This is a genomic window from Variovorax sp. GW821-FHT09A10 (assembly GCF_059418385.1).
Window position 1 is genome coordinate 1,385,663 of the sequence record NZ_JBWKPT010000002.1, and the last position, 13,880, is coordinate 1,399,542.

The following is a 13,880-nucleotide window of genomic DNA, read 5'->3' on the forward strand; positions in this document are numbered from 1 at the left end:
TGCTTTCCTTGTTGCCGGGGGCCGTTTACTTCTTGCCCCAGCACAGCTCGGTGCCGGTCTTGGTGTCCTTGCTGTCGACGCCGGCCACGCTCTTGCCGGCGATGAGCGTCACGCCGGTGTCGACGTAACCCGAGGCCTTCTTGCCGGTCTTGGCGAACTCGACGCCTGCGGCCACGCCCATGGCGGCCATCTTCAGCGGGTACTGCTGCGAGGTCGCGGCGATGACGCCGGCGGCCGTGTCCTTGATGCCCTGGCAGCCGCCGTCGACCGAGACGATCATCACGCCCTTCTCCTTGCCCGCGCGCTTGAGCGCGTTGTAGGCACCGGCCGCGGCGGGCTCGTTGATGGTGTAGACCAGGTTCACGTCGGGCGCCTTCTGCAGGCAGTTCTCCATCACGGTCTGCGCCTTGGCCTGGTCGCCGAAGCTGTCGGCCATGCAGACGATCTCGGGCGACTTGGACAGCTCGTTCGACTTGGCGTCGTTGGCCGGCAGGCCGAAGCCCTTCATGAAGCCGTTGTGGCGCTGCGCGCCCACGGGGTGGCCCGGCAGCAGGTCGAGCGCGACGATCTTGGGCGTCTTGCCGGCCATCGCGGCCTTGGCGTATTCGCCGATGAGCACGCCGGCCGTGTAGTTGTTGGTGGCGAAGAGCGCGTCGGTGGCGTCCGGCGGATCGGCCGGGCTGTCGAGTGCGATCACCTGCACGCCCTTGTCGCGCGCCTTCTTGATCGCCGGCACGATGGCCTTGGCGTCGCTGGGCGTGATGAGGATGGTCTTGGCGCCGGCGGCGATCATGTTTTCCATCGCCGTGATCTGGCCCGCGTTGTCGCCGTCGGCCTTTCCTGCCCCCGAGAGCAGCTTGGCGCCGAGCTTCTTTGCTTCTTCCTGCGCACCCTCTTTCATCTTCACGAAGAAGGGGTTGGTCTCGGTCTTGGTGACCAGGCCGATGACGGGCGGGTCGGCGGCCAGGGCCGTGGACGTGGCCGATGCGGCCAGGGCCAGGACGGCCAGGGCGGGAACGAAGCGCGGGCGGGTGAACATAAGGGTTGTCTCCTTCAGGGGGCGGGCGCACAGCGCCTGCCGTGCTTGCTGTGGAACCGGATCACCGCCCGCCAACAAGCGGGGAAGCATCCGGACGCGAGGGGGACTATCGAGCAGTCGACCGACTAAATCAAGTCACTTGAGTTATCAAAAACCCGAGGGCATTGGCCTCGGTCTCCGGTCGGTCCATTCCATCGCGACGGGCAGTTTGTAATTCAAACGACCTCATTTCAATTGCCGCGACAGCTATTCTTTTCAAAATTTGACAATTGTCATGGGTGTTGATTTATCGTCAGACCTAATAGGAAAAATCATCAATTCGTGAGTGAAAAACAAAGTTCGCGCGCCGCCCCGGTGCCCGGACGGCGTTGATGCCAATGGATGCAGTGCTCTGTTTTTCTTTCCGCCCCACCGGCCGGCCTGAATAAGTTGAACAAATAGACCCGGAGGAATTGCGGCAGATGGTCAGTCATCTCGTGGAAATACTCAGAAACAGTCCGGAGATCGCATTGTTTCTGGTGCTGTGCATCGGCTACGCGGTGGGCCAGATCCGTTTCGGCCCGATCCAGCTGGGCGGCATCTGCGGCACGCTGATTGCCGCGCTGGTGGTCGGCCAATTGGGCATCCGGCTCGACGACAGCGTGAAGAACGTGTTCTTCATGCTCTTCATCTTTGCGCTCGGCTACGCGGGCGGCCCGCAGTTCTTCGCCAACCTCGACGCCAAGGGCTTGCGGCTGGGCCTGCTGTGCCTGGTCGAGGTGGTGGTGGTGCTCGCGCTGGTGCTCGGTGCCACCGTGCTGCTGTCGCTCGACCGCGGCACCGCCGCCGGGTTGATGGCGGGCGCGGCCACCGAATCGGCCGTGGTGGGCACGGCGACCGACGCGATCTCGAAGCTGTCGCTCCCCGCCGCCGAGATCGCGCAGCTGCAGGCCAACGTGGTCACGGCCTACTCCATCACCTACGTGTTCGGGCTGATCGCCATCGTGGTGGTCACGAGCCAGGTGTTTCCGCTGCTGCTGCGCGTGAACCTGCGCGCCGAAGCCGACAAGCTGTGGAAGACCATGGGCGGCGGCGCCGACGACCCGGACGCCGCCAGTGCCACGCCCGAGATGGTCGGGCGCGTGTTCCGCGTCACCGTGGGACGCGGCCGTTCGGTCGGCGAGCTGACGTCGATCCTCGGGCGGCAGGCCAGCATCGAGCGCGTGGTGCGCGACGGCCAGAGCCTCGTGGTCGAGCCCGGGCTGCACCTGCGCGTGGGCGACCAGGTGCTGGCCATCGGCCGGCGCAGCGCCCTCGTCAACGTGGGCGAGCTGCTGGGCCGCGAGTTCGCCGACACCACCGCCTTCGACACCGTGGTCGAGACCACCGAGGTCGTCGCCAACCGCCGCGAATGGTTCGGCCGTGGGCTGCGCATGCTGGAAAACGAGTTGCCGTCCGCCGTGCAGGTGATCGGCCTGGCGCGCGACGGCCACGCCATGCCGCTCGTGAACGACCTCACGCTGCAGCGCGGCGACGTGCTCAAGCTCTACGGCCCCGCGCCCGAGGTGGCGAGCGCCATCGCGCAGGTCGGCGACCGCGTGATCGCCTCCACGCGCAGCAACATCAGCTTCGCCGCCGCGGGCATCCTGCTGGGCGTGTTCATCGGCAGTTTCAGCGCCAAGCTCGGCGGCATTCCGTTTTCGCTCGGCACCGGCGGCGGTGCGCTGCTCACCGGGCTGGCCTTCGGCTGGTACCAGTCGAAGCACCCGCACCGCCTGAGCGTGCCGGCCGACGCGCTCGCGCTCATGAAGGACCTGGGCCTGGCCACCTTCATCGCCTGCGTGGGCCTGGCCTCGGGGCCGCAGGCGCTGGCGCTGGTCCAGAAGTTCGGCGTTGCGCTGCCGCTGGTGGGCATCGCCGTCGCGGTGGTGCCGGCCAGCCTCTCGCTGTTCGTCGGCCACCGCCTGCTCAAGCTCGAGGCGCCGGTGCTGCTGGGCGCCATCGCCGGCCAGCAGTGCAGCACGCCCGCGCTCAGCGCCGTGCAGAACGCCGCGGGCAACGCCACGCCGCTGCTGGGCTACACGATCACCTACGCCATCTCGAACGTCGTGCTGCCGCTGATGGGCCCGCTGATCGTGGCCCTGGCCGGACTGGTACAGCACGCGAAATAAGACAACGACCCGAGACGCTCCACGCCCTTCTCTTCTCTCTTCTTCTCATTGATGCACTGAAAGGACTTCCCCTATGGAATGGCTGCATGAACTCTTCAAGAAGTCGCCCGAAATGGCGCTCTTTCTCTCGCTGGCCGTCGGCTACTGGATCGGCAAGATCAAGTTCGGCAAGTTCCAGCTCGGCGGCGTCGCCGGCTCGCTGCTGGTGGCGGTGATCGTGAGCCAGGTCGGCGTGCAGATCGACGGCGGCGTGAAGGCCGTGCTGTTCGCGCTGTTCATCTACGCCGTGGGCTTCGAGAGCGGGCCGCAGTTCTTCAGCTCGCTGGGCAAGCAGTCGATCAAGGAGATCACCCTGGCCGCCGTGATGGCCGCCACCGGCCTGGCGACCGTGGTGGTCATGGCCAAGCTCTTCGGGCTCGACAAGGGCCTGGCGGCGGGCGTGGCGGCCGGCGGCCTCACGCAGAGCGCCATCATCGGCACGGCGGGCGACGCCATCGGCAAGCTCGGCCTTGCCGCGGCCGAGACCGCGCGGCTGCAGGGCAACGTGGCCATCGGCTATGCCGTGACCTACGTGTTTGGCTCCTTCGGCGCGATCATCGTGTGCGTCAACATCCTGCCCAAGCTCATGGGCCGCAGCATCCGCGACGACGCGATCGCGGCCGAGACCGCAATGCAGGCCGGCGTGAAGGTGCTCGGCCCCGACCAGGAAGAAGCCGCGCCCTCGCTGGTCGGGCGCATCTACCAGCTCACGAGCGACCCGCAGCGCACGGTGGCCGACATCGAGAACGCCAACCCGGCCACCACCATCACCATCGAGCGCGTGAAGCGCGACGGCAAGTTCGTCGAGGTCAGCCCCACGCTCGTGCTGCGCCAGGGCGACTACGTGCTCACCGTGGGCCGACGCGATGCCGTGGTGGCGAGCGCGCCGCTGCTGGGCAAGGAGGTCGACGCGGTCGACGGCATGGAGCTGACGCTGAACAAGCGCGAGATCGTGCTCACCAACAAGGACTTCGGCGGCAAGACCGTCGACCAGATCCGCCAGGCCACCGCCGGCGGCGTGCGCCACGGCATCTTCGTGGTGCAGCTCAGCCGCATGGGCCAGGTGCTGCCGATGAAGCCCGACACCGTGGTGCAGGTGGGTGATCTGGTGTCGATCTTCGGCGCCGAGCAGGACGTGAAGCGCGTCGCCTCCCTCGTCGGCGACGTGATCGTGCCCAGCGCCAAGACCGACTTCGTGTACCTGGGCGCGGGCCTCGTGGTGGGCCTCTTGGTCGGCCTGCTGAGCGTGAAGATCGGCGCCATTCCGCTGACGCTCGGCGCCGGCGGCGGCGCGCTGCTGTCGGGCCTGCTGTTCGGCTGGTACCGCGCGAAGAAGCAGACCTTCGGCGCGCTGCCGCCCAGCGCGGTGCAGCTGCTGAAAGACCTGGGCCTGGCGGGCTTCGTGGTCGTGGTCGGCCTGACCTCGGGCCTGCAGGCCGTGCAGACCATCAAGGAACTGGGCCTGACCATCTTCGGCGTCGGCGTGGTCGTCACGCTGGTGCCGATGATCCTCACGATGCTGTTCGGGCGCTACGTGCTGCGCTACGACAACACGGCCGTCTTCGCGGGCGCGCTGAGCGGTTCGCGCAGCGCCAACCCGGCCTTCGGCGAAGTGCTGGGCAAGGCCGAGAACGCCATTCCCACCGTGCCCTTCGCCATCACCTACGCGCTGGCCAACGTGTTCCTCACGCTGCTGGGGCCGCTGATCGTGGCGCTGGTCTGAACACCGCGCCTTCTCTCTTCTTTCGTTTCATTTTTTTCAACCAAGGAGTACTCCATGGATTTCGGCGACGTGAAAAAGCTGGGCGGCCTGAGCCCGTTCGAACTGAAGGATGCGCTGATCCAGGTCGCACGACAGAGTGACCGCCTCATGCTCAACGCCGGCCGCGGCAACCCGAACTTCCTGGCCACCACCCCGCGCCACGGCTTCTTCCAGTTCGGCCTGTTCGCCATGACCGAGGCCGAGCGCTCGTACATCTACATGGCGGACGTGGGCGGATTTCCGCAGCGCGAGGGCATCGAGGCGCGCTTCGAGCTCTTCGCCAAGTCGCACGAAGGCGAGCCCGGCGTGCGCTTCATCGAGGCCGCCGTGTCCTACGTGCGCGACCAGCTGGGCCTGTCGGCCGGCGACTTCATCTACGAGATGTGCGAAGCCATCCTGGGCTGCAACTACCCGGTGCCCGACCGCATGCTGCGCCTGACCGAGATCGTCGTGGGCCAGTACATCCACAAGGAAATGATCGGCACCCACCCCTTCGTGGGCAAGTTCGACATGTACGCGGTGGAAGGCGGCACCGCCGCCATGACCTATCTGTTCAACAGCCTGCGCGAGAACCACCTGCTGTCGCCCGGCGACACCATCGCGCTGGGCATGCCGATCTTCACGCCTTACATCGAGATCCCGCACCTGAACGACTACCAGCTCATCGAAGCGCTGATCGACGCGCCGCCCGAGAACAACTGGCAGTTCACGAAGAAGGAGCTGCAGAAGCTGCTCGACCCGAAGGTCAAGGCCTTCTTCCTGTGCAACCCGAGCAACCCGCCCTCGGTGAAGATCAGCGACGAGGTGCTGGGCTACATCGCCGACATCGTGAAGCAGCGGCCCGACCTCATCATCCTCACGGACGACGTGTACGGCACCTTCGCCGACAACTTCCTGTCGCTGTTCGCGATCTGCCCGCAAAACACCATCCTGGTGTATTCGTTCTCGAAGTACTTCGGTGCCACCGGCTGGCGCATGGGCGTGGTCGCCACGCACGAGGACAACATCCTCGACCGCAAGATCGCCGCCCTGCCCGAGGCCAAGCGCAAGGAGCTCGACGCGCGCTACAGCTCCATCACCACCGAGCCGCGCAAGCTGAAGTTCATCGACCGCCTCGTGGCCGACAGCCGCACCGTCGCGCTGAACCACACAGCCGGCCTCTCCACGCCCGTGCAGGCGCAGATGGTGATGTTCTCGCTGTTCTGCCTCATGGACGAAGGCGAGACCTACAAGAAGTCGATGAAGCACATCGTCTCGCGGCGCAAGGAGGCGCTGTACCGCGAGCTGGGCCTGCCGCTGCAGCCCGACCCGAACTCGGTGAGCTACTACCACCTGCTCGACCTGCAGGACATCGCCACGCAGATGCACGGCGAGCGCTTCGGCAAGTGGATTCTCACGAAGCTGCAGCCGAACGAAGCGCTGTTCCGCATCGCCGCCGAAACCAGCATCGTGCTGCTGCCCGGTCGCGGCTTCGGCGGCAAGCACCCGTCGGGGCGCGTGTCGCTGGCCAACCTCAACGAGTACGACTACGCGAACATCGGGCGCTCGCTGCGCAAGATGGCTTCGGAGTACTTCGCGGTGTTCGAGAAGGAGACCGGCGGGAGCAGCAAGGGTGCCGCCCCCGCCAAGGGCAAGCCGGCGAAGGCCGGGAAGAAGAAGTAGCCCTTCTCCCCGGCTACCGGCCCCGCAGGGCGCTCAGCCCGCCCTGCGCGCCGTCAGCCACTGCGACGGCGCCAGGGCCGAGGCCACCACGCGCACTTCGCCGATATTGCCGAAGAAGCCGTCGGAGCGGTCGTTGTTCCAGGAACCGCCGCCCACTACCCATTGCGAGGTGGCCGAGAGCGAGGCCAGGCCCTGCGCCGCCGCGGTGTTGCGCAGCACCGGCGCGCCTTCGACGTACATCGTGGTGTCGTGCGACACCGGGTCGTTGACGATCGCGATGTGCACCCAGCGGTCGGCAATGACCTCGCCCGACCAGTTGGTCTTTGCATAAGGGGTTCCTGCCGGGCTCGGCACGACCTCCCATTGCACTTCGCGCAGGCTCGAGATGGCGAACAGCATCGGCGGCGCGTCGCCGTCGCCCTGGAAACCGGGCAGGTCCCCGCTGCGACCGTCGCGCGTCATGATGTTCATCCACGCGTGGTCCTTGCTGGTCCAGGCCTTGTCGATCTTCACGAACGCTTCGACCGTGTAGCCCTGGTCCAGCGTGTGCGCGTTGATGGGCGCTGCCGGATCGGTGAGGAAGTAGCTCATCCGCGGCGGTGCGTTCTTGTTGGTGTTTCGGAAGCGCACCGAGCCCGGCGCGGCCGAGAGGCGGTGGCGGTCGTCCGTCCAGATGATGTCGCTGTCGGCTGCATTGCGGATGACGCTCTGGTTCAGGGCATCGCGGCGCAGCGGGTTGGTCCCCGTCACGTCCGCGATCACGGTGCCCGGCAGCACCGGCTGGTTCACCGTGCCGCCGACGAAGCGCCAGTGGGCCAGCGTGTTCGCGACCTTGGGATAGTCATCCGCATCGGCGGCGGGCCGCTGCACGGTGGCCTCGGGGTCCTTGTAGTTGGCCAGGATCAGCGCCTTCGCCTGCTCGACCAGCGACTGCTCGACCGTGGCCTCGCCCGCGGCAAAGCCCTTGTTGAAGCCGGCGAAGCGCTGCGCGAAATCCATCTCGATGGTGAAGGCCTCGTTGGGCGTGGTGAGCACGGCCTGGTCGAAGGCGTTCAGCGTGGCGGCGGGCTTTTGCGGCACCCAGGGCGAGAACGACAGCACCTTGATCTGCTTGTTCGTCAGGTCGAACTCGTACAGGCGCATCAGGCCGTTGCCGCCCTGGTAGGCCATCTGGTAGTCGACCACCATCTCCTCGACCTTGTGGCCGAAGTCGTTGGTCTTCGTGAGGTGCGCGGCGCCGTGATGGTGGCCGTTGAGCGTCATGAAGATCTGGTCGTTGTCGCGGATCAGCTTCTCCCACAGCATCTTGCCGTAGTCGGTTTCCAGCGGGCTGGTGCCGTCGGGCGCGATGTTGAGCAGCTGGTGGTTGACCAGGATCACGGGCAGCGTCGGGTTCTTCGCGATCACCTGGCGCGCCCACGCAATGCCCGCATCGGACACGCGCCACGACAGCGACAGCACCATGAACTTCTGGCCCTGTGCCTCGAACACGTGGTACTCGTGGAAGCCGCTGGTGTCGCGCGCGCCGAAGGTGGCCTGCTTCTTCGCGCGCTCGGTGCCGAACCACTGCAGGTAGGGCTCGGCGGCCAGGTTGCGTGCGGCGTCGGTGCCGTTGACGGGGTCGACGCCGTAGTCGACGTCGTTCAGCACGTCGTGGTTGCCGGCCAGCACGCTGTAGGGCAGCTTCGCGTCCTCGAGCACCTTCATGGCGGCATCGGCCACCTTCCACTGGTCGGGCTTGCCGACCTGGTCGACCACGTCGCCGAGGTGGATGGTGAAGGGAATGTGCAGCGCCTTGGCGTTGGCGGCGATCCACTTCGTCTGCGCCGCGAAGGGCGCGCTGCCGAAGCGCTTGTCGTACTGGTCGCTCTCGGCGGCGGTGGCGTAGCGCGCATAGAACTGGGTGTCGGGCATCACGGCCAGCGCGAAGCTCGAACGCTTGCTCACGACGGGTTCCGGCGCGGGCGGGTTGGGCGCCGGTGCGGGGGCGGGCAGCGGGCCGAAGCCGGCGCTGCCGCCACCACCACCGCCGCAGGCGGCGATGAGGGCGCTGCTGCCGCCGACGGTGAGCAGGGAGGCGCCGAGCTTGAGCATCTGCCGGCGTTGCGGGACGCGTTCGGTGTCGGAAGCGGAGGGGGAAGAAGAAGGCGGGGAAAGCGCAAGCGCGCGTGCGCCGCGCGGATCGACGGAATCGGACATGACAAGAGAAAACGTTGGGAAGCACCCAGCGTAGGTCGCGGCCATGACTCGGTCATGTACGGCCCATGACACTTCACCCCCGAAGCGCCCTCCCCTGAACCGTGCTCAGGCCTTGGCCACGCGCCCCGACGGTTCGAGCACCACCATCCGCCACGCGCACAGCGTGCCCGCCACCGCCAGCAACGCCGCCAGCGCGAACATCGTGCGATAGCCCAGCTCCTGCGCCACCGCGCCGCCGAGCAGCACGCCCAGCACGCCGCCGAAGCCGTAGCCGATCACCGTGAACAGCGCCTGCCCGCGTCCGCGCAGGTGGCCGGGAAAGCGGCGCGACACCACGGCGATGCAGGCCGTGTGGTGCGCCGCGAAGCTCAGCGCATGCAGCCACTGCGCGATGACCAGCGCCGCGATGAAGCCGCCGAGCCCGGCCGTGAGGCCGAGCCGTGCCACGCCGGCGATGCCGCACACCAGCATCCAGCGCGGCATCGGCAACAGGCCGATGAGCCGGCCCTGCAGGAAGAACCAGACGATCTCGGCCACCACCGACAGCGCCCACAAGAGGCCGATGGTGCTCTTGCCGTAGCCGATCGAGTCGAGGTACAGCGAGAAGAACGCGTACACCGAGAAGTGCGACATCACCTGGAAGAACAGCGAGGCAAAGAACCAGCGTACGGCGGGAATGCGCAGCACGGGGCCGATGGGTTCCTTCACGGCGTCGTGCGCGGCCGGCGGCTCGCGCAGGTCGGGCAGCTTCATCGTCGCGAGCAGCACCACGGCCAGCGTGCCGGCGGCCCAGTACGGAAAGTGCTTCATGCCGAAGCGCTCGAACCACTCGCCCGCGACGAACACGGTGACCAAAAAACCGGCCGAGCCGCACAGGCGGATGCGCCCGTAGCGCCCCCAGTCGCCCGCGACGATCTGCGCCATGGCCGCTTCGGTGAGCGACATCATCGAGCTGGTGTGCGTGAACATCACGAGCAGCACCAGCGCGAGCCACCAGGCACCGCCGTGCCACCACAGGCCGAAGGAGCTGGCCAGCGCCACCGCGGCGCTGAAGCGCAGCAGCTTCACGCGCTGGCCGGTGTGGTCGCTGAGCGCGCCCCAGGCATAGGGCGCGAAGACGCGCGTGATCGATTGCACCGAGGCCAGCAGGCTGATCGTGAAGATCGGCAGGCCCAGGTCCTTGAGCCACAGCGGCAGGTAGGGGTTGAAGAAACCGATGTGCGCGAAGTAGCTGGCCGACAGGCCAGCGAATGCCAACAGGTGGCCGCGCCCGGCGGCCACAGGTGGCGCGGCGGACACTACAGGAAAGACGACTGCGGCGACGCAGCTTCGCTCTTCTCGACGGGCGGGTTCACGTCGCCGCACTGCGCGCGGTTGCGCAGCACATGCTCCATCACCACCAGCGCGAGCATGGCTTCGGCGATGGGCGTGGCGCGGATGCCCACGCAGGGGTCGTGGCGGCCCTTGGTGATGACTTCGACGGGGTTGTTGTGGATGTCGATGGACTGGCGCGGGCTGATGATCGAGCTGGTGGGCTTGATCGCGATGCTCACCTCGAGGTCTTGCCCCGAGCTGATGCCGCCCAGGATGCCACCCGCGTTGTTGCTGAGAAAACCCGTCGGCGTGATCGAGTCGCCATGCGTGGTGCCACGCTGCGTGACGCTGTCGAAGCCGGCGCCGATTTCCACGGCCTTCACGGCGTTGATGCCCATCATGGCGTAGGCGATCTCGGCGTCGAGTTTGTCGAACAGCGGCTCGCCCAGGCCCACGGGCACGTTCGTGGCGGTGACGCGGATGCGCGCGCCGCACGAGTCGCCGGCCTTGCGCAAGCGGTCCATGTAGTCCTCCAGCGCGCTCACGTCGGCGATGGGGGCGAAGAAGGGGTTGTGGGGGACGTGGTCCCAGCTCTCGAAGGGGATGGCGATCTCACCGATCTGCGTCATGCAGCCGCGGAACACCATCCCGTATTTTTCGGCCAGCCACTTCTTGGCGACCGCGCCGGCGGCGACCATGGGCGCGGTGAGGCGTGCCGAGGAACGCCCGCCGCCGCGCGGATCGCGGATGCCGTATTTCTTCCAGTAGGTGAAGTCGGCGTGGCCGGGGCGGAACTGCTGGGCGATCTGCCCGTAGTCTTTGCTGCGCTGGTCGGTGTTCTGGATCAGCAACGCAATGGGCGTGCCGGTGGTCTTGCCCTCGTACACGCCGGACAGGATCTGCACCGCGTCAGGCTCGTTGCGCTGGGTGACGTGGCGGCTGGTGCCGGGGCGCCGGCGGTCGAGGTCGCCCTGGATGTCGGCCTCGCTCAGGGCCATGCCCGGGGGGCAGCCGTCGATCACGCAGCCGATGGCCGGGCCGTGCGACTCGCCGAAATTGGTGACCGCGAAGAGAGTTCCGAAGGTGTTGCCGCTCATGGCGGGGATTATCCCCACAAAGCAGCAGCCGACTCAGTCGGTGGTGTTTTCCATGCGCTTGGCGAGCGCGCCGAGCTGCAGCTCGATGCTGAACAGCCGCTCGTTCAACACCGCCGTCTGCAGCCGGATCGCCTCGACGATGGCCTTGGTCTGCGGGTCGGAGGTGCTGTCGGACAGTTCCGCCAGGTCATGCAGCTTCTTGCGCAGTTCGTTGCTCATGGGGCCTCCGTTCGGTCGTGGGGTGCGTCGTGGAAGCCCCAGTATGGAGGCTCGTCAACGCTCCGGCAATGCGGCGCCGCCCGGGGGTACGGCGCCCTCTTGCGCATGGGACGCGCCCACGCTGCGCAACCGCACCGCCACCAGCACGCCGACGAACAGCAGCACCACGGCGCACAGGCCGGCCACCAGCCGCAGGGCGCGCAGCAGCGCCTCACGCCCGGTGTCGAGCAGCGCGGCGCCGGTGGTACCGGGCAGTTCCCCGGCCAGCGCGACCGCTCCGCCCAGCGTGCTGCGGGCGGCTTCGACCGCGGCTGCATCGGCCAGGCCGGCCGGCACCGCATCGGCCATGGCCGCGCGGTAGATTGCCGCGCCGACGCTGCCGAGGATGGCGATGCCCAGCGCCCCACCGAACTCGGAGCTGGTCTCCGAGATGGCCGAGGCCACGCCCGCGCGCTCCGGCGGTGCGCTGCCCACGACCAGGTCGGTGGCCAAGGTGAACACCGGCGCCAGGCCGAGCGACGAGATGACCGCACTCGTCACCATCCAGGCCAGCCCGCCCTGCGCCGGCAGCAGCACCAGCATGCCGAAGCCCAGCGCCGCCACGCCCAGCCCGCCGCCCATCACGTAGGCCGGGCACAGGCGCCGCGTGAGCGCGGGCACGATCATCGAACCGACGATGAAGGCGCCGGCGCCCGGCATGCTCCACAGGCCCGCTTCCAGCGGCGGCAGGCTCAGCACCAGCTGCAGGTACTGCGCGTTGTACAGAAAGAGCCCGAACATCACGAAGCAGGCCAGCATGTAGGCCCCCAGCGAGACGCTGAAGGCCGGCAGCTTGAACAGGCGCAGGTCGATCATCGGGTTGGCCAGCCGCCCCTGCCGGCGCGCGAACAGCCAGCCCAGCAGCGCACCGGCCGCGATGGCCAGCAGCGACACCGCGTCGGGCCCGTGCTCGGCCACCTGCTTGATGCCGTAGATGGCCGCCAGCACGGCGCCCAGCGAGAGCGCCACGCTGGCCAGGTCGAGCGCGCCCGCATCGGGGTCGCGGTACTCGGGCAAAAGCCACGGCCCGAGCGCCAGCAGCAGCACCATCACCGGCACGCCGATGAGGAACACCGAGCCCCACGGAAAGAACTGCAGCAGCACGCCGCCCAGCACCGGGCCGATGACGGCGCCGGCCGAGTAGCTGGAGATCCACACGCCGATGGCCACGGTGCGCTGCGCCGGGTCGAGGAACATGTTGCGGATCAGCGAGAGTGTGGACGGCGCCAGCGTCGCCCCCGCCACGCCCAGCAGCGCGCGCGTGGCGATCAGCATGTTGGCGCTGGTCGAGAAGGCCGCGAGCACTGAGGCCACGCCGAACGCCACCGCGCCGATCAGCAGCAACCGGCGCCGCCCGATGCGGTCGCCCAGCGTGCCCATGGTGACCAGCAGGCCGGCCACGAAGAAGCCGTAGATGTCGACGATCCACAGCAGCTGCGAGGCGGTCGGCTTGAGGTCTTCGCTGATCGACGGGATCGCCAGGTTCAGCACCGTGAGGTCCATCGAATAGAGCATGCACGGCAGCGCGATGACCGCCAGCCCGGTCCATTCGCGCGCCGTGGCGCGGGCGGGCGCCGCCCGGTCGGGTGCGCCGCTCATGGGCCGCCCCCCCGATCACCACCGTCGCCGAGCGACAGGGCCTTGCGCACCTCGATGCTGCTGAAACGCGCCGAGGGAATGCCAGCCGCGAGCTGCAGCGCTTCTTCTTCGCTGTCAGCCTCGACCAGGTAGAAGCCGCCCAGCTGCTCACTGGTTTCGGCGAACGGCCCGTCGGTGACCGAGAGTTTGTCGTTGCGCATGCGCACCGTGACCGCCGTGCCGGCCGGCTGCAGCGCCTCGGCCACGACGAGCTTGCCGAGCGCCTGCAGATGGGCGTCGTAGTCGATGTGTTCGTTGATGTAGTGGTCCATGTCCTGCGCCGAGAAATGGCTCGTCTGCGCGTCGGTTCCGTAGATCAGGCAAAGGTATCTCATGCGACATTCCCCTTCGGGTTTTCGATCATTTCCATGACGTCGATGGGACGCACTTCGATGGCGCCGTAGCGCGCCATCGGAATGCGGCCCGCCAGCTGGATCGCGGCGTTCAGGTCGCGCGCCTCGACCAGGATGAAGCCGCACAGCTGCTCGCGCGCTTCGGCGTACGGGCCGTCGACGTGCGAGCGCTGGCCCTGGCGCACCTGCACGACCTTGGCGGCGCGCACCGGGGTCAGTGCTTCGGCGGCGATGAAGTGGCCGGCGGCTTCGAGCACGCGGTCGTAGGCCATCGAGTCGGCGTCGAGCGCGCGGCGCTCGTCGGGCGGCAACGCGCGAAGCACCGCTTCGTCGCAGTGAACGAGGCAGAGGTATTTCATGCGGAATCTC

General features: G+C 67.7%; 11 protein-coding genes. 3 read left to right on the forward strand and 8 right to left on the reverse strand.

The features are described from left to right. Positions 1-25: 25 nt before the first annotated feature. Positions 26-1,039 (reverse strand): sugar ABC transporter substrate-binding protein, encoded by a 1,014-nt coding sequence (locus tag AC07Q9_RS13260; RefSeq protein WP_495309911.1) that lies wholly within the window; start codon positions 1,037-1,039, stop codon positions 26-28. A gap of 461 nt (positions 1,040-1,500) precedes the next feature. On the opposite strand from AC07Q9_RS13260, the gene aspT (AC07Q9_RS13265) reads away from it, so the two are divergent. The 3 genes from aspT (AC07Q9_RS13265) (at position 1,501) to AC07Q9_RS13275 (ending at position 6,652) form a co-directional block, all read left to right on the forward strand. Further along, positions 1,501-3,189 (forward strand): aspartate-alanine antiporter, encoded by a 1,689-nt coding sequence (gene aspT / locus AC07Q9_RS13265; RefSeq protein ID WP_495309913.1) that lies wholly within the window; start codon positions 1,501-1,503, stop codon positions 3,187-3,189. Between the two features lie 73 nt (positions 3,190-3,262). Then, positions 3,263-4,951, forward strand: a complete 1,689-nt coding sequence (gene aspT, locus AC07Q9_RS13270; protein ID WP_495309916.1) for an aspartate-alanine antiporter — start codon at positions 3,263-3,265, stop codon at positions 4,949-4,951. 54 nt (positions 4,952-5,005) lie between these two features. Then, a complete protein-coding gene (locus AC07Q9_RS13275) occupies positions 5,006-6,652 on the forward strand; it encodes a bifunctional aspartate transaminase/aspartate 4-decarboxylase (RefSeq protein WP_495309918.1) in 1,647 nt (548 codons plus the stop codon). A gap of 33 nt (positions 6,653-6,685) precedes the next feature. Here the strand turns inward: AC07Q9_RS13275 and AC07Q9_RS13280 are convergent, their stop codons facing one another. The 7 genes from AC07Q9_RS13280 to AC07Q9_RS13310 all read right to left on the reverse strand — a co-directional run bounded on the left by AC07Q9_RS13280 (position 6,686) and on the right by AC07Q9_RS13310 (position 13,870). Further along, positions 6,686-8,851 (reverse strand): LamG-like jellyroll fold domain-containing protein, encoded by a 2,166-nt coding sequence (locus AC07Q9_RS13280; protein ID WP_495309921.1) that lies wholly within the window; start codon positions 8,849-8,851, stop codon positions 6,686-6,688. A gap of 105 nt (positions 8,852-8,956) precedes the next feature. Further along, positions 8,957-10,150, reverse strand: a complete 1,194-nt coding sequence (locus AC07Q9_RS13285; RefSeq protein WP_369647543.1) for an MFS transporter — start codon at positions 10,148-10,150, stop codon at positions 8,957-8,959. Next, positions 10,150-11,262, reverse strand: a complete 1,113-nt coding sequence (gene aroC / locus AC07Q9_RS13290) for a chorismate synthase (protein WP_390344873.1) — start codon at positions 11,260-11,262, stop codon at positions 10,150-10,152. Before aroC ends, AC07Q9_RS13285 begins: the two co-directional genes overlap by 1 nt. Positions 11,263-11,295: 33 nt before the next feature. Further along, entirely contained in the window at positions 11,296-11,481 is a 186-nt protein-coding gene (locus tag AC07Q9_RS13295; RefSeq protein ID WP_062475744.1) for a hypothetical protein, read from the reverse strand. Positions 11,482-11,535: 54 nt separating this feature from the next. Next, complete coding sequence (locus AC07Q9_RS13300) at positions 11,536-13,119, reverse strand: MFS transporter (RefSeq protein ID WP_495309923.1); 1,584 nt, start codon at positions 13,117-13,119, stop codon at positions 11,536-11,538. After that, positions 13,116-13,493 (reverse strand): YciI family protein, encoded by a 378-nt coding sequence (locus tag AC07Q9_RS13305; RefSeq protein WP_489057273.1) that lies wholly within the window; start codon positions 13,491-13,493, stop codon positions 13,116-13,118. Before AC07Q9_RS13305 ends, AC07Q9_RS13300 begins: the two co-directional genes overlap by 4 nt. Beyond that, on the reverse strand, positions 13,490-13,870 hold the full coding sequence (locus tag AC07Q9_RS13310) for a YciI family protein (protein ID WP_495309925.1): 381 nt from the start codon (positions 13,868-13,870) through the stop codon (positions 13,490-13,492). The genes AC07Q9_RS13305 and AC07Q9_RS13310 overlap by 4 nt, the downstream gene beginning before the upstream one ends. Positions 13,871-13,880 lie beyond the last annotated feature (10 nt).

Bases quoted from the DNA above. Each gene is read 5' to 3' on its own strand.
- AC07Q9_RS13310 (WP_495309925.1), bottom strand. From the start codon at position 13,870: ATGAAATACCTCTGCCTCGTTCACTGCGACGAAGCGGTGCTTCGCGCG.
- AC07Q9_RS13275 (WP_495309918.1), top strand. From the start codon at position 5,006: ATGGATTTCGGCGACGTGAAAAAGCTGGGCGGCCTGAGCCCGTTCGAA.
- AC07Q9_RS13295 (WP_062475744.1), bottom strand. From the start codon at position 11,481: ATGAGCAACGAACTGCGCAAGAAGCTGCATGACCTGGCGGAACTGTCC.
- aroC (WP_390344873.1), bottom strand. From the start codon at position 11,262: ATGAGCGGCAACACCTTCGGAACTCTCTTCGCGGTCACCAATTTCGGC.
- AC07Q9_RS13260 (WP_495309911.1), bottom strand. From the start codon at position 1,039: ATGTTCACCCGCCCGCGCTTCGTTCCCGCCCTGGCCGTCCTGGCCCTG.
- AC07Q9_RS13305 (WP_489057273.1), bottom strand. From the start codon at position 13,493: ATGAGATACCTTTGCCTGATCTACGGAACCGACGCGCAGACGAGCCAT.
- aspT (WP_495309913.1), top strand. From the start codon at position 1,501: ATGGTCAGTCATCTCGTGGAAATACTCAGAAACAGTCCGGAGATCGCA.
- aspT (WP_495309916.1), top strand. From the start codon at position 3,263: ATGGAATGGCTGCATGAACTCTTCAAGAAGTCGCCCGAAATGGCGCTC.
- AC07Q9_RS13280 (WP_495309921.1), bottom strand. From the start codon at position 8,851: ATGTCCGATTCCGTCGATCCGCGCGGCGCACGCGCGCTTGCGCTTTCC.
- AC07Q9_RS13300 (WP_495309923.1), bottom strand. From the start codon at position 13,119: ATGAGCGGCGCACCCGACCGGGCGGCGCCCGCCCGCGCCACGGCGCGC.